Origin of the sequence: Mycobacterium colombiense CECT 3035 (assembly GCF_002105755.1) — a bacterium.
GTDB classification, from domain to species: Bacteria; Actinomycetota; Actinomycetes; order Mycobacteriales; family Mycobacteriaceae; genus Mycobacterium; species Mycobacterium colombiense.
In genome coordinates this window covers 3,983,101-3,997,652 of record NZ_CP020821.1, presented here as the reverse complement: position 1 = coordinate 3,997,652, position 14,552 = coordinate 3,983,101, and the positions used below count along the sequence as shown (strand labels likewise).

Here is a 14,552-nt window from a genome sequence, read left to right as displayed (position 1 = left end):
ATGAACGCGGCCAAGCACAAAGCGTTGACGGTGGGGCTCGCCGCAGTCATGGTCAGCTCCGGTTGCGCCACCAACGGGTTGTCCAGCCTGCCGCTGCCGGCACCGGGCATCGGCAACGGCGGATACGTGCTCAACGCCGTCTTCTCCAACGCGTTGAACCTGCCGGCCCATGCGAAGGTCAAACTCGCCGGCGCCGATGTCGGGCAGCTCGAATCGATGGTCGCGCGCAACTACACCGCGGTGACGACGCTGCGAATCATGGACGGGGTCCGCGTCCCGGTCGGCAGCACCGCCGAGCTGCGGTCGGCGACCCCGCTCGGTGACGTGTTCGTGGCGATCAAGCCGCCGGCCCCGATCGACCCCGGCGCGCCACTACTGAAGAGCGGCGACACCATCGGCCTGCCGGCCACCCGCGCCGCCGCCACCGTGGAGAGCGTGCTCAGCTCGGCCGCGCTGCTGGTCAATGGAGGCTCGGTCCGCAATTTCACGAATATCGTCAACGGCGCCGGCAAGGCGACCGGCGACCAGGGACGGGCATTCGGAGACCTGATCAACCGAACCAATCTCCTTCTAAGGAAACTCAATTCGCGCTCGGACCAGATCGATGCCGCGGTGACCGAAACGGCCGCCCTTGCCGACCGGCTGGACCAGAAGAACCAGGCGATCACCGACGTCCTGCAAGCCATCGGGCCGGCGACCAACGTGTTGTCCAGCAACGCCGACGAAATCGCCGACGTGGTCGGCGAACTCGGTGCCACGACGCATCAGCTGTCCAGGTTCCCGTCCATCGCCGGGACCGACAAGACGGGCCGTAGCGTCATCAAGGACGCCAACACCATCGCCGCCGCATGGAACGACGTCGTGCTGAGCCCCGATACCAGCCTCGCCGGCCTGAACCGGTTGATTCCGCCGTTCGTGAAAGCCACTCCCAGCCAGGCGATCTCGGTGCGCGGCAGCTTCGACCGGCTGGTCATGGGTTCGCGGCCGGGTACCGGAGCGGAAACCGGCGGGTTCAAGGGGGACCCGGCGTTTCACGGCCCTATGCGCCGCGACTGGAACTACATGATCGGCTCGATCAAGTACGTTCTGTGGCGGCTGCAGGAGCGGGTCGTGGGCCGTGGGCCCCAAACACCAATGGGTCAAAGCCCGTGGACGCCGGTCGGTCCGCCGCTTCCACCCGCGCCTCCCGGTGAGGCGCCACCCGATCCCATGATTCCGGAGCCACCGCGATGATCGAGACGATCGGCGGATTCGTCGTCGGTGCCGTCAGGGCCGGCCACCGCCGGCGCGCCTGGCTGTCCGGGCTCGCGCTGGTGCTGACCCTGGTGGTCGGCGTGACCTACCTGGCGCTGGGAGCGCTACGGATCAATCCGCTGGAATCGACCTACCGGGTCACCATCCGGCTGCCCGACTCGGGCGGGCTACTGGCCAACCAAGACGTATCGGTCCGGGGGATCCGGGTGGGGCGCATTCAGTCGCTGCGTCCCACACCCACCGGCGTCGAGGTCATCGCCAATATCAAAGCCAATACCAAGATCCCCGCCGCCAGCCCGGTACGAGTGTCCGGGCTGTCCCCGGCCGGCGAGCAGTACATCGATTTCGAGCCGGCGTCCGACGCCGGTCCGTTCCTGTCGAACGGCAGCGTGATCGGTCCGCAGCACACCGCCACACCCATCCCGCTGTCACAGGTGCTCGCTGACGCCGACGGGCTACTGGCCCAAACCGACCCGAAGAAGCTCGAAATCGTCAAGCGGGAACTGAGTTTGAGCAAGGAGGGCCCGCAGAAGCTCACCGACATCATCGACGGTTCGACCTTCCTGTTGTCGACGATCGACCCGGTGCTGCCGCAGACGGTGAGCATGCTGAAGACCAGCCGGGTGGTGCTGACCACCCTGTCCGACAAGAACGCCGGGCTCGGTGCGACGTCGCGCAACGTCGGCGATCTCATGACCGGCGTGAACAAAATGGACCGCGGCTACCGTAAATTCGTCGATCAGACCCCGCACGCCCTGTCCACGGTGGACAACCTGTTCGACGACAACTCCGACACCATGGTGGGCTTGCTGGCCAACCTGGTGACCACCGCGCGGATCATCTACGTGCGCATCCCGGCGTTGAACGCGGTCTTCCCCGACTATCGCGGCTCCACACTCGAGGCCCTGATGACGACCATGCACGAGCATGGACTGTGGGCGACCGCCGACATCTACCCGCGCTACACCTGCGACTACGGCACCCCGCGGCGGCCATCGTCATCGGCGGACTACCCCGAACCCTTCCTCTACACCTACTGTCGAGACGACGATCCCCAGGTGTTGGTCCGGGGCGCGAAGAATGCGCCGCGACCGGGTGGCGATGACACCGCGGGGCCGCCGCCCGGCGCCGACCTCGGTCAAACGGCGGACCCAACCCCGAAGGGGCGCTTCACCATTCCCACCCCGTACGGCGGGCCTGTGCTGCCGATAGAGCCGCCCCACTGAACCCACGAGCATTCCAGACCGCAAGGAGGCACCACCGTGACGATCACCGCAGAGCAGGAGTGCAGCACGGGCGAAGGCATCGAGAAGCCGCCCGATGACGACCAGGAGGCCACCGCCGACGCCGGCCGGCGCATCGCGAATGGCGGCGCCCGGCCGTGGAAACGCTACGCCCGCATCGCGCTCGTCGTCGCTGTCTACGCGGGAGCGGTCGGCCTCGCCGGCGGGCTGGGCTGGAAGCTATGGGACGAGCACACGGTGAGCCAGGCCGGGCAGGCCGCCGAGCGGACCGCGGTCAACTATGCCCAGGTGCTGACGAGCATCGATTCCAACCAGGTCGACCAGAACTTCTCCGCCGTACTCGACGGAGCCACAGGGGAATTCAAGGACACCTACACCAAAGCCAGTGCTCAGCTTCGGCAGTTGCTCATCGACAACAAGGCGGCCGCACACGGCACGGTGGTGGACTCCGCGATCCAATCGCAAAGCAAGAACAAGGTGGTGGTGTTGTTGATGGTGGACCAGACGGTCAGCAACGCGGTGCGCCCCGACGGCCGGGTGGACCGAAGCCGGATGAAGGTCACGATGGAAAACGTCGGTGGCCGCTGGCTGGCCAGCAAAGTCGAATTGCCCTAGGACGTTCGACTGTGCGGATGATCCGGCTCTCGGTGGCCATGGCAGCGGTGACGACGGCGGTGTTGAGCGCACCGGCCGCAACGGCGTCGGCGCAGTCGTTCTGCGGCGATCTCGGCGGAGATTGGGGCGGGCAGTACTGCCACACCTCGGTGCTGTCCGAGCGAAAAGCCGTCCGCGACATCAAGATAGCGTTGCCCGGGGATCTGATCGAGAACCCCACCAGCGGACCACCGGTCCGCGAGTACCTGCGCAACCTGATGAACAGCTGGCGTGCCAAGGGCGCTTCGATGGTCCAGGACAGCTGGGGCGAGGAGAACTATCAGGTGTTCTCCCACGGGCGCGCGCTCAGCGTGGCCTTCCACGAGGACTACCACGCCGACGGCCCGGCGTTCAACAACGCCTATCGCACGTTCACGTTCGATATGGCGGGCGGCAGGCGGTTACAGCTGGCCGACATCACCAAGCCGGGGGTGGACCCGCTGACCGCCATCCCGCCGCTGGCCGAGCCGTTCATCCAAGAGGCACTCGACCGCGCCGCCTGGCAGCACAATCCGGGCACCTATCCGTTCACCGTCGATCGATGGACACCGGACAAGGTGTTCTCGGGGGGCTATAAGGCGTGGGCGCTCACGCCCGACGAGCTGATCTTGTACATGCCGGACTATCCGGTCGGCCACGACTCTCCCATCCAGTACGGGCAGTCCGAGCAGTGGTCGATGGACGGAGGCGCCGTCGAGCCGCACATTCCGCTCAGCGCACTCGGCTCGGTGCTGCGTCCGGAATTCGGCGGAGCGTAACGGGGATAGACGTCTGATGACCTCGGGTACAACGCTGCGTCCCGCCGTGCGCGCTCGGCTCGCCGACCGCGCGATTCCGGTGGTCCACCGATCGCCCGGACAGCCGCCGCTGCGGCTACGGTGATCTGTATGCCGTCGGCTAGCCGCTCGTCCGCAGATCAGGTGAAGCGGCGCCCGAAGGACCGCAAGGTCCAAATCGCCCGGGCCGCCACCGATGCGTTCAGCGAGTTGGGCTATCACGCGGTCAGCATGGAGAACATCGCGGCGCGGGTGGGAATCTCCGCGGCCGCGTTGTATCGCCACTCGCAGGGCAAATACGACCTGTTCCGTGACGTCTTCTTGGCGCTGGGGCAGCAACTCGTCGACGCCACCGCGTTCGCGGAGGCCTTGCCCGCCGATGGCGATCCCGAGGAACAGCTCCGAGCGCTCACGGGTGCGCTGATCGAGACCACGATCGTCAACCGCACCGCCGGCGGACTGTATCGGTGGGAGGGCCGCTACCTGCGGGGCGACGATCAGCGCGCTCTGGCCGAACAGATCAAACTGATCAACCGGCGCCTGCAGCGTCCCCTGATGAGGCTGCGACCGAAATTGACGTCGCCGCAACGGTGGATCCTGTCGGCGGCCACCCTGAGTGTCATCGGCAGCATCACCGACCACCGGTCCCGCCTGGGTAACGCCGAGATCCGTGCCGCGTTGGCCGATATCGCCAGCGCGGTGCTGCAAGCCGAGTTACCTAGCCAGCGGGGTCGCGGACCCGACCAGCCCCGGTCGTCGACGCTGACCAGCGCCGCCGGAAGCTACGAGCTTCTGTTGCACGAGTCGATGCGCCTGTTCAACGAGCGCGGCTATCGCGAAACCGGGATGGAGGACATCGCCGCGGCGGTGGGCATTCCGGTTGCCAGCATCTATCAGTACTTTCCGGGCAAGGCCGCCATTCTGGCGGTCTACTACCGGCGCGCCGCCGACCAACTCTCCGGCGACCTGTCCAGCATCCTCGCCACGAACGCCGACCCGGAACAGGCGCTGGCGCAACTCATCGAGGCCTACGTCAACCGGTCGTTCGCCAATCCCGAACTGGCATGCGTCTATTACACCGAGCGTCACAACCTGCCGGACACGGATGCGGTGCTGCTGTACAACATTCAGCGCTCCACCGTTGAATCCTGGGCCAGCCTCGCGGTCGCGGCCAGCCCGGACCTCACGCTCGGCCGCGCGCGATACGCAGTCCACGCCGCGTTCGCGCTCGCGGTGGACATCGGGCGGCTGGTCTACCCCAACACCAGCGCGGCCGCCGGCCTGACGGTGCGCCGCCTGATGGAGGTCACGGTGCTGGGACGACCGGCCAAAACGTCCCGCGATACGCCTCGAACCGGCCGTCAACGCCGCTGACCGAGCGTTGGGAGCCGGGCGTCATCCGAAGAATGGGCCGCCACTTGCTGGTCGGACATTCGCCTCGCCGTAGCCTCAGGTCGATCGAACGTCCCGTTCCGACACCGTATCTCCGCAATCAGCCGCGGTAGCCAAGCGCAGCCGATCGATGCCCGGCACTACCAAATCCTGCGAACGGGCATTAACATAGGTGCGTCTGATCTGCACGCCGGGGCGCGGTGGGTCCTCATCATTTCGGGGTGGGCCGGCTTCGAACCCGGCAGCGCCCGCGCGAAAGGCATGCCCATGCTCGCCAGGATTCGCACACTCCTGGAGTATCAGTTGACCGTTGCCGAACTGCTGGGCCTGGCGATCCTGCTGGGGACCCCCTACCTGATCGTCGGCGTGATCTGGTCGAGCACCCACACCCAGCATCTGCACGACATGCACGGCGCCGATCTGGTGGTGTCCTTCCTCGGCTCGATCGTGTCGTGGCCGGTGCTGCTTTTCGCCAACGTGTGCATGACCTAGGGGCCTCGCATGGTCAACCGCGGGCCGCTGATCGTGTTCGCTGCCGTGGTGTTCTTGGCCGGGGGGCTCTTCGCGCTGTACCTCCCGGTATTCATCGACGCATACGATCAGTTCGGCTGGCAAGTCAAGTGCGGCAACGGCTTTACGACGGAGCTGGACCAGGCGTCAAGCGCCGTCGGCCCGCCGGGTTCCAACTACATTGACCAATGTGGTAGCGCGCTGATGGTGCGACGGCTGTGGGCCATCCCGACCGCGGTCCTGGGCGGGATGGCGCTGACCTGGGAGGCGGCAGCGGTACTCGCCCATGACCACCGGCGCCCGGCGCCGTCGAAATCCGCGGCGCAATCCCCATCCTGAGTCCGACGGCGGCTAAACGGGACCAAACGCCGTGCGAATAACCGGCTTTCGCCGACTACCGGGTGCTCTCGTCGGGAAGGTCGTGCCGAGATTGGTGCAATCCCGGGCCGTCTGGATCTTCGCCCTGGTGATCGAGTTGTTCCTGCAGCTTGCGCTGTTCCTCGGTTGCCCGCCGCGCGTCCTCGGGCCTAGCGGGCGGGTCGGAGTTGACTTGCTGATCCACCGAGATCTCCTCTGAACGTCTGCACTGCCTCAAGTCAGGATCTCCCGAATGACGGGCCGCGAAACCCGGCGAATTCGGTCGGTGCCGATCGCGCTGCTCACGGCGGCGTTGGGAGTCAATATTGCTTGACCACCGCGCGGGGTGCCGTTCGCCATGTTCTGCTCCCGTTGTCCTGCTGACGCGGCGGCTCGAGGAGCAATACGGCCAGCCCGTCGAGCAGCACCGGGCGCACCCAGTCGCCCAGTTCGATCACCTCGCCGGAGCGGGGCTGACGGTGCATGGCATCGCGAGCGAGGTCGATGGGCGCCATGCCGAAAACCGTCTCCACGGTGGCCTGGTCGGGCAGTTTGCGGATGCCGGGCAAAGTGATGAACAGCCCGTCGTTGCCGGACAGGTGCAGTCCGACCGCCGCGAGCGCGCCGGTCATGCCCTCGCGGGTACCTCCGTGACCGGACAGATGCACACCGAGCGCCGCGGCGAGTTCGCGGGCTTCGCTGGGATGCAACACTTCTCGCTTGGCGCTGCGCCCGAGTTCGATCAGTCGTGGCGCGGCGCCGGCGAGTTCGCCCGGAACGACGACGGCCAGCCCGGGGTCGGCATCGGGAGGGCATACCCGTTCGAGGAATTGCCCGGCGAGTTCGATGATCCCGGTTCGAACCGCGTGTGGATCGCCGTCGGGGCTCCGCCAGGCCAGGCAGGCGCTCGAGTTATGGGACGTATACGGGATTCGGTCGTCGACGAGCAGCTGATGACGCGTGGCGCCCGCGGGGGAGCCGAGGCCCGCCGCTTGCAGCTCGTGGAGCAGGGCCCGGGCTCGCCGGCCCGTGCCGGGCGTATAGGGGTTGTCGGTGTCGTCGATGCCGATCAGGAGGTCCACATCGGCCAGCGCGGTGCGGCCCGTCATGGATTGACCACCAGGTCGGTGACATCGCGAACCCACTGGTCACGGCCGAGTGTTGCGCCCGTGAGCTTGAGTGTGTCGCGTTTGGTGAAGCCGAGAATGGTCCGATCATCGAGCTCGGCCGCCGTCAGGGTCTGGGCCGGGTCGCGGCCTTCCACCCGCACCCCGATGACGCCGGTCGCGCCCGCGGCATTGAGGATCGAACGCACGCTGGGTCCCTTCTGGACCTGTGCGCCGCGTGATTGCGGCGTGGCGATCTCCACCTGAGGGAGCTGCCGAAGCTGCGAGATGGTGAATCGTTGCAGCACTTGGTGGTTCTCCTGCACGACGAGTTGCAGCCCGGTCTCCGACCCGCCGCACGCGACGAGCCCGGTGCTCACGACCAGGACCGCAATCGCCCGAGCCAGACGCTTATTTCTGCGCATTTACGGATCCCATCCTGTGAATACGCCGTAAATAAGGATAAGTGTAGGTCCTGGCGATTTATGATCCCCGCATGACCGTGATGCAACGACCGGCGGCCGGGCTCACTGCCGTCCGGGAGGTGGCGTTCCCACTGCTCGCGGTCGGCATCATCATCGCCTCCACCGACGTCCGGATTCCGCTGGCTCTGCCGGGACACCGTGGGTTGGTCTGGCTGACCATGCTGGTGGCGGTTGCGCTGGTGACGGCACGGCGCGAGACGGTGCTCGCGGTCGGTGCGGCGTCATCGATCGCAGCGTTGCCGATGCACGGGTTGAGCGATCCGTTGTGGAGCAGTCGATATGTGGCCGCCGCCGCGTTGCTGTATGCCCTGGCTTCCCTTCCCGTGGTGCGGGTGCGCCGGTGGTTGCTCGCGGTCGCGAGCGCGCCCATTCACCTTGTCGCGCTGGCTAGTTCGGTCTTTTCGGGGCACTCGGGAGCCAACCTGTCAGCCTGGGCATCGAACGGGATGCTCGAGCGGGCCGGCTGGCACCTGGTTTTTGGGTTTGTGGCCGGCCTGCTCGCCTGGGTGGTGGCGCTTGGTCTGGGTCGTCCGCCGTCGGTGCGGGCCGGCGCATTTTTTGACGGAAGCCGATATAAGGAGCGGCCGGTATGACGTTGCGAGTACTTCCCGAGGGTCTGGCCGCAACGAGCGCGGCGGTCGACGCTATCACCGCTCAACTGGCGGCCGTGCATGCGGCCGCGGCCCCGGTGGTCTCGGTGGTGGTTCCACCGGCGGCCGACCCCGTATCCCTGGTGGCCGCCGCGGTGTTCAGTGAGCGTGGCAGCCAGCATTCGGCCGCGGCGGCCAAGGGTGTTGAAGTGTTGGGGCGGGCCGGGTTGGGGGTGAGTCTGGCCGGCGTCAACTACGTCGCCGGCGATGCGGCGGGCGCGTCGACTTACCTGGGCGCCGGCTGACGATGACCGCACCGGTGTGGATGGCCCTTCCGCCAGAAGTGCACTCGACGCTGCTGAGCAGCGGCCCGGGGCCCGGCCCGCTGCTCGCGGCCGCAACAACCTGGACATCGTTGAGCACCGAATACGATTCGGCGGCAACGGAATTGACGGCCGTATTGACCGGATCCGCGCCGGTCTGGGACGGCCCGACCGCCGATCGGTATGTCGCCGCGCACATGCCATATCTGGCGTGGCTACAGCTGGCTGGCGCGTTGAGCGCCGAGGCGGCCGCCCAACATCAGGGGGTGGCCACCGCATACACCGTCGCGCTGGCCGCGATGCCGACGCTGCCGGAACTGGCCGCCAACCATGCGACCCACGCGGCCTTGGTGGCGACGAATTTCTTTGGGGTCAACACGATTCCGATCGCGGTCAACGAGGCTGACTACGCGCGGATGTGGACCCAGGCGGCCACCACCATGACCACCTATCAGGCGACGACCGAAGCCGTGCAAATGAGCAGTGTTGCCGGGTCGGGAACCGGAGGGAAGGCCGGCAGCGGCAGCGGGTCCGGAACGGGCACAGGCACCGGAACGGGCACGGGTACCGGAACGGGCACGGGTACTGGCACTGGGACCGGAACTGGGACGGGGACTGGTACCGGAACCGGAACTGGCACCGGAGCGGGAAGCGGCACCGGCGGTGGGACCGGTGCCGGGGGCGGCGGCGGTACGGGTTCCTTTCAGCTGCCCACCCCAGAAGAGATCTGGGAAATGCTGTTCGGGCCCGACGGTGAGCAGATCCCCGGTCAGGGCCAGCCGAACTGGAGCCCGTCGGAGTACCTGCAGAATCTAGGGAATTTCTTCAACGGCAACGCTCAGGCCGTGGCCTGGCTCCAGCAGAACCTTTCGGGTCTGCTCAACCCGTCCCAGTTCCCGGCGCTGATCAACTATTTCATCGCGTGGCAGACCTACCGGATCATCAACTGGACCATCCGGACGCTGCGGTTCATCCTCCAAGAGTTGCCGCTGCTACTGCAGGTCGGCTTGAGCCTGTCCATCACCAGCCTGGGAGGGCTGGCCGGTCTGGCGGGTCTGGCGGGGTTGGCCGGGTTGGCCGCACCGGCGAGCGTTCCCGCTCCCGCTGCCATGCCGCAGCCCGCCGCGGTGGGTGTGCAACCGCCGCTGGTGTCGGGCGCTCCGGCGATGGCTCCGATGGCCCCGACCAGCCCGATAGCGCCGGCGACATCGGTGGCATCGAGCCCTGCACCCGTAGCCTCCGCGATTGCTCCGCCGGCGATCCCGCCCGTACCCCGGCCCCCGTCACCGGGGCCGAGGGCTTCGGCTACATGGTGGGCAGCGTCGGCCTCGGCATGGAATCGAAGGCGCAAACCCGGGCCAGAAGCGCGCTAGCCGCCGGGCAGACGGCAGCATCGGCGGCCGGCGTCGCGGCGGTCGAGCAGGAGCAGGGTCGCTCCCGCCGGCGTCCGCGATCGGTCTTCGATCCCGGATACCGCTACGAATTCATCGAGGCCGACGACGAAGCAGTCGCGATCACGTCGGCAGTGCCGGATCGGTATCGGCCATCGGACTCCGGCGGTTCGATACGGGGCTTCACCGGCACACTACCCAAACCGGACGTGCGCGCTTCGGGCCTGAACACGTTGGCCGGCAACGAATCCGGTGACGGCGCCCGCATACCGATGCTGCCGGAGAGCTGGGACGGCCCATAGGCCGCGCCCTCCGTGTGCGGTCAGCCGAGGTGTGCCGACAGCAACCAGGCGCCCACGGACTTGCGACCGTTCTCCTCGTCGCGAATGTCGGCACCGGCGAAGGCCTCAAAGCCCGCCAGGAAACTCTCGGGCACGTTGGCGTGGATGCGGACCGGCCGGATTTCGTCGATCACCCAATACTTCGAGACCACCTCGCGCAACTCGGGTTCGGTGACCGCATTGACGGGGCCCTCGGCCGGCATCGCGGCGCGATCGAAGACAAGCACGAAGTACGAGGCGCCGGGCGCCGCGGCCCGCACGATCGACTGCTGATAACCGTCACGCAATTCGACGGGCATCGAGTGGAACAGGGTGCTGTCGACGATGGTTCCGAAGCGCCCGTCGTAACCGGCGAAGTCGCTGATATCCGCGACGTCGAAGGTGGCCCTGGTAAGTCCCCGCCGGGCGGCCTTCTCGGTTGCCAGCGCGATGGCGGTGGGGGACTGGTCCAGACCCACCGTGGTGAAGCCACGCTCGGCGAGGAACAGCGAGACCGCCGCCTCGCCGCAACCGGCATCGAGCACGTCGCCGTGGAACTTACCGTCCTCGATGAGGGCCGCGATCTCTGGCTGAGGCTCGCCGATGCTCCACGGCGGCCGGTTGCCCTCGCCCATCTCGGGAGCCTCGCCCCGGTAGGCGGATTCGAACATCTCGTGAGTCGGTTGCGTCATGATTTCGTTTATATCAACGGCCCTTATATATGTCAATGGCCCTGATATAGAGGGGCGGCCGTCGGTTCGCTGGATGGCAGCTGGTTGCCGGACGAAATTGGCGCGCCGCTAACCCCGGCCTGGGGTGAGGGGTTGCTCCTACTTGAGGGTCGCGGTCAGGTAGCCCGACGCTTCGCCGAACGAGGCCAGCTCGTCTTTGGGGACCGCGAATCCCTGCGCGGCGAAGGCCTGCTCTGTTGTCCGTATGTCAACCCGCCAACCGCGTTCGGCCAGGTATTCGGCGGCGGCGTTGCGCTCGCCGGTGTAGAACAACTCGGCCAGGTTGATGTTGGAGCCGATGCGTTGAGACCGCTCGGTGAGCTTCTGCGCCCAATCGGAGGGGATGTCGCGCAGGTCCATGTGCTCGGTGGCGATCCGGCTACCCGGCGCCGAAACGGCGACGATGTTGTCGAACAACCGGTCCTGCGCGTCGGGCGGCAGGTAGACCAATAGCCCCTCGGCGCTCCACGCGGTCGGCTTGCGGGCGTCGAACCCGGCCGCCGCGAGGGCCGACGGCCAGTCGTCGCGCAGGTCGACCGGCACGATGCGGCGCTCCGCGGCGGGCGTGGCACCCAGATCGGCCAGGGTTCGCGTCTTGAATGCGATCACTTCGGGTTGGTCGATCTCGTACACGACCGTGCCCGCCGGCCAGGGCAGCCGGTAGGCCCTGGTGTCGAGGCCGGACGCCAGAATGACGGCCTGGCGGATACCCGATTCGGTTGCCCGCACGAAGAAGTCGTCGAAGAACCGGGTGCGCACGGTGATCTGCTCGTTCACGGCCTGGCGGTTCAGCAGCGGATCGTCGCTGCGGTCAAGCTTGTTGTCAAGCAGCTTGATGAAGACCTCGCTGCCCACCGCGCGGACGAGCGGATCGGCCCAGGGGTCGTTCAGCAAGGCGTCGGGGCCTTGGGACGCGATCGCCCGCTGTGCGGCGACGGCCGTCGCCGTGGCCCCGACGCTGGAAGCCAGATCCCATGTGTCGTTCTCGGTGCGGGCCACGCCCATCTCCCCTCCGCGACCTGCGCGCATTTAGTTAGCTTATTTAATCGACTACCCAACTGTACTCCTGGGCAGGCGGGACCCGGGGAATGCGGCGGTAGGCCGCGGGTGTTCGCTGTAGGTATGGCTGACGAAATCGAATTGAGCCCGCGGGGTTGGGTGCGCGACCAGACCGAGCAGATATTGAGTCGGGGCACGACCGACGGAGTCGAGGTCTTCGATCGGCCGATCGTTCTGCTGACCGTCACCGGGGCGAAGTCCGGCAAGCAGCGCTACGTCCCGTTGATGCGCGTCGAGAAGGATGGCCGCTACGTCATTGTCGCGTCACACGGCGGCGCCCCGGAGCATCCGGTCTGGTATTACAACCTCAAGGCGAATCCCGCGGTGACGCTGCAAGACGGCGACAAGGCTGTCCGGTTGACGGCTCGCGAGCTCGAGGGAGCCGAGCGCGAGGAGTGGTGGCAACGCGCCGTTGAGGCGTTTCCCCCATACGCGGAATACAAGGCAAAGACGGCGCGGCAGATCCCCGTCTTCGTCCTGGAGTAGTCGCTTCCGGCCCCGGCAGCCCGCTGGCACCGGGTGCCGAAAAAAATTTGCATTCGATATGCACTCGGCTAGTCCGGTTGACCCTCCGTCTGCGGCCCACTTACCTTCGAACGCATAGGCCAGGCATGTTCCGCCGAACAACGTCGTTCAGGTATTTGTAATCGCCTGCGCTGCACGGCTTTACGTATTATCGCCAGCCGTGGCCGGGTGGAGATCGAAAAGCCCACCGCCGATGACCATTTCAGGGGAGGGCCAGTGCAACACGCGAAACAGCCAGAACCGCAGGGCATGGAGGAGGGAGCGCCGTCGCCACGCGACAAGGTTCGTGAGGTCCTCCAACACGACCTGCCCGCCTCGTTGGTGGTGTTCTTGGTGGCGCTGCCGTTGTCGCTCGGCATCGCGATCGCGTCGGACGCGCCGGTTCTCGCCGGCCTGATCGCAGCGATCGTCGGGGGAGTGATCGGCGGATGGATCGGCGGATCACCGTTACAGGTCAGCGGCCCCGCGGCCGGGCTGACCGTTGTCGTCGCCGAGCTGGTCTCCCAGTTTGGCTGGGCCATCACCTGTTTCATCACGGTGATCGCGGGGATCCTGCAAGTCTTGTTGGGGTTCAGCCGGATTGCCCGCGCCGCCTTGGCGATATCGCCGGTGGTGGTGCACGCGATGCTGGCCGGCATCGGCATCACGATTGCGCTGCAACAGGTGCATGTGCTGCTGGGTGGCGCGTCGAAGAGCTCGGCCTGGAGCAACGTCACCGGACTGCCCGCCCAGATCATGGGTGCGCACCGGCCGGGACTCGTCTTGGGCCTGCTCGTGATCGCCATTCTGGTTGCCTGGCGCTGGGTTCCGGCCCGGATCGCCAAGGTCCCCGGCCCCCTCGTCGCGATAGTGGCCGTCACGGCTATTTCAGTCATGTTCCCGTTCAACGTGTCCCGCATCGTGCTGGACGGCTCGGTGCTGGATGCGCTGCGCCTGCCGTCCGTGCCGCACGGGAATTGGGGAGCCGTCGTCGTCGCCGTCATCACCGTCACCTTGATCACCAGCGTGCAGAGCCTGCTTACGGCGGTATCGATCGATCGCATGCACACCGGCGCGCGGACCGATTTCAACCGCGAGCTGATCGGGCAGGGCGCGGCGAACATCGCGTCGGGCGCCATCGGCGGGCTTCCCATCGCGGGTGTGATCGTGCGCAGCGCCGCCAACGTGAACGCCGGCGCCAAGACGCGCGCCTCGACGATCATGCACGGCTTCTGGGTACTGCTGTTCGCCGTACCGTTCGCGGGACTCGTCGAAAAGATCCCCACCGCGGCGCTTGCCGGCCTGCTCATCGTCATCGGCATCGAGCTGCTGAAGCCCGCACACATCGAAACGGCTTTGCGCAACGGTGATCTCGCCGTCTACCTGGTGACGGTGGTCTGTGTCGTCTTCCTCAACCTGCTGCACGGCGTGATGATCGGCCTGGCGCTGGCCGTCGCCGTGACCGGATGGCGGGTGGTGCGAGCCAGGATCGAGGCCGAACCCGTCGGTGACGGATGGCACGTCGTCGTCGAGGGCGCGTGCACCTTCCTGGCGTTGCCACGCCTGACCGGAGTCCTGGCCTCGGTGCCCGAACGCACGTCGGTCACCATCCACCTGCTCACGAATTATCTCGATCATGCGGCCCACCAGGCGATCAGCGACTGGCAGCGCCGGCACTGCGCCACCGGCGGGCAGGTCCACGTTCGTGACACCGTCGACGCGCATGAAGTTGACGCCCTGGCCACCACCGGCCTCGTGGAATCCGTTGACACCGAGAGGAAGTCATCGAAGGCCAACCGTCGTAACGTGCACCTGAGCCTGGTCGAGGAGTTGTCGGCGTCAGGCGCCAAGTAACC

Annotated in this window: 17 protein-coding genes and 1 pseudogene; 13 read left to right on the top strand and 5 right to left on the bottom strand. The window is 66.9% G+C overall.

The features are described from left to right. The 7 genes from B9D87_RS18745 (at position 1) to B9D87_RS18715 (ending at position 6,169) form a co-directional block, all read left to right on the top strand. A complete protein-coding gene (locus B9D87_RS18745) occupies positions 1 to 1,233 on the top strand; it encodes an MlaD family protein (RefSeq protein WP_040630518.1) in 1,233 nt (410 codons plus the stop codon). Beyond that, positions 1,230 to 2,480 (top strand): MlaD family protein, encoded by a 1,251-nt coding sequence (locus B9D87_RS18740; RefSeq protein ID WP_007771758.1) that lies wholly within the window; start codon positions 1,230 to 1,232, stop codon positions 2,478 to 2,480. Before B9D87_RS18745 ends, B9D87_RS18740 begins: the two co-directional genes overlap by 4 nt. A 36-nt stretch (positions 2,481 to 2,516) precedes the next feature. Then, positions 2,517 to 3,113, top strand: a complete 597-nt coding sequence (locus B9D87_RS18735; RefSeq protein ID WP_007771759.1) for an Rv1363c family protein — start codon at positions 2,517 to 2,519, stop codon at positions 3,111 to 3,113. 17 nt (positions 3,114 to 3,130) lie between these two features. Then, entirely contained in the window at positions 3,131 to 3,910 is a 780-nt protein-coding gene (locus B9D87_RS18730) for a mannan-binding family protein (RefSeq protein ID WP_007771761.1), read from the top strand. Positions 3,911 to 4,039: 129 nt separating this feature from the next. Then, complete coding sequence (locus tag B9D87_RS18725) at positions 4,040 to 5,302, top strand: TetR/AcrR family transcriptional regulator (RefSeq protein WP_040630522.1); 1,263 nt, start codon at positions 4,040 to 4,042, stop codon at positions 5,300 to 5,302. A 285-nt stretch (positions 5,303 to 5,587) separates the two neighbouring features. Further along, a complete protein-coding gene (locus B9D87_RS18720) occupies positions 5,588 to 5,812 on the top strand; it encodes a hypothetical protein (protein WP_007771763.1) in 225 nt (74 codons plus the stop codon). 9 nt (positions 5,813 to 5,821) lie between these two features. Continuing rightward, a complete protein-coding gene (locus B9D87_RS18715; RefSeq protein ID WP_007771764.1) occupies positions 5,822 to 6,169 on the top strand; it encodes a hypothetical protein in 348 nt (115 codons plus the stop codon). 55 nt (positions 6,170 to 6,224) lie between these two features. Here the strand turns inward: B9D87_RS18715 and B9D87_RS27075 are convergent, their stop codons facing one another. From B9D87_RS27075 to B9D87_RS18705, 3 genes are all read right to left on the bottom strand, one after another. Then, positions 6,225 to 6,392 carry a hypothetical protein gene (locus B9D87_RS27075; protein ID WP_167540316.1) on the bottom strand — a complete coding sequence of 56 codons (168 nt, stop codon included), beginning with the start codon at positions 6,390 to 6,392 and terminating at the stop codon, positions 6,225 to 6,227. A gap of 115 nt (positions 6,393 to 6,507) precedes the next feature. Next, complete coding sequence (locus B9D87_RS18710) at positions 6,508 to 7,296, bottom strand: hypothetical protein (RefSeq protein ID WP_007771765.1); 789 nt, start codon at positions 7,294 to 7,296, stop codon at positions 6,508 to 6,510. Beyond that, positions 7,293 to 7,718, bottom strand: coding sequence for a hypothetical protein (locus B9D87_RS18705; RefSeq protein ID WP_040630525.1), 426 nt, complete (start codon positions 7,716 to 7,718; stop codon positions 7,293 to 7,295). The genes B9D87_RS18710 and B9D87_RS18705 overlap by 4 nt, the downstream gene beginning before the upstream one ends. A 71-nt stretch (positions 7,719 to 7,789) precedes the next feature. Here B9D87_RS18705 and B9D87_RS18700 point away from each other — a divergent pair, with 71 nt between their 5' ends. The 4 genes and pseudogenes from B9D87_RS18700 to B9D87_RS27950 all read left to right on the top strand — a co-directional run bounded on the left by B9D87_RS18700 (position 7,790) and on the right by B9D87_RS27950 (position 10,384). After that, positions 7,790 to 8,371, top strand: coding sequence for a hypothetical protein (locus B9D87_RS18700; protein ID WP_007771767.1), 582 nt, complete (start codon positions 7,790 to 7,792; stop codon positions 8,369 to 8,371). After that, a complete protein-coding gene (locus B9D87_RS18695) occupies positions 8,368 to 8,673 on the top strand; it encodes a PE family protein (RefSeq protein ID WP_007771768.1) in 306 nt (101 codons plus the stop codon). Before B9D87_RS18700 ends, B9D87_RS18695 begins: the two co-directional genes overlap by 4 nt. Positions 8,674 to 8,675: 2 nt before the next feature. Further along, positions 8,676 to 9,158: pseudogene (locus tag B9D87_RS27995) on the top strand (PPE family protein); the annotation flags it as partial. An 866-nt stretch (positions 9,159 to 10,024) separates the two neighbouring features. Next, complete coding sequence (locus B9D87_RS27950; RefSeq protein ID WP_254425539.1) at positions 10,025 to 10,384, top strand: PPW family C-terminal domain-containing PPE protein; 360 nt, start codon at positions 10,025 to 10,027, stop codon at positions 10,382 to 10,384. Positions 10,385 to 10,404: 20 nt separating this feature from the next. Here B9D87_RS27950 and B9D87_RS18685 read toward each other — a convergent pair whose 3' ends face one another. After that, on the bottom strand, positions 10,405 to 11,094 hold the full coding sequence (locus B9D87_RS18685) for a class I SAM-dependent methyltransferase (protein WP_007771772.1): 690 nt from the start codon (positions 11,092 to 11,094) through the stop codon (positions 10,405 to 10,407). A gap of 138 nt (positions 11,095 to 11,232) precedes the next feature. Beyond that, on the bottom strand, positions 11,233 to 12,138 hold the full coding sequence (locus B9D87_RS18680) for a class I SAM-dependent methyltransferase (protein WP_007771773.1): 906 nt from the start codon (positions 12,136 to 12,138) through the stop codon (positions 11,233 to 11,235). 117 nt (positions 12,139 to 12,255) lie between these two features. On the opposite strand from B9D87_RS18680, the gene B9D87_RS18675 reads away from it, so the two are divergent. Together B9D87_RS18675 and B9D87_RS18670 are read left to right on the top strand one after the other, a co-directional pair. Next, the gene (locus tag B9D87_RS18675) at positions 12,256 to 12,678 is read left to right on the top strand and encodes a nitroreductase family deazaflavin-dependent oxidoreductase (protein WP_007771774.1); all 423 of its coding nucleotides are present in this window, start codon (positions 12,256 to 12,258) and stop codon (positions 12,676 to 12,678) included. Positions 12,679 to 12,966: 288 nt separating this feature from the next. Further along, a complete protein-coding gene (locus B9D87_RS18670) occupies positions 12,967 to 14,550 on the top strand; it encodes a SulP family inorganic anion transporter (RefSeq protein WP_007771775.1) in 1,584 nt (527 codons plus the stop codon). The last annotated feature ends 2 nt before the right edge of the window (positions 14,551 to 14,552 follow it).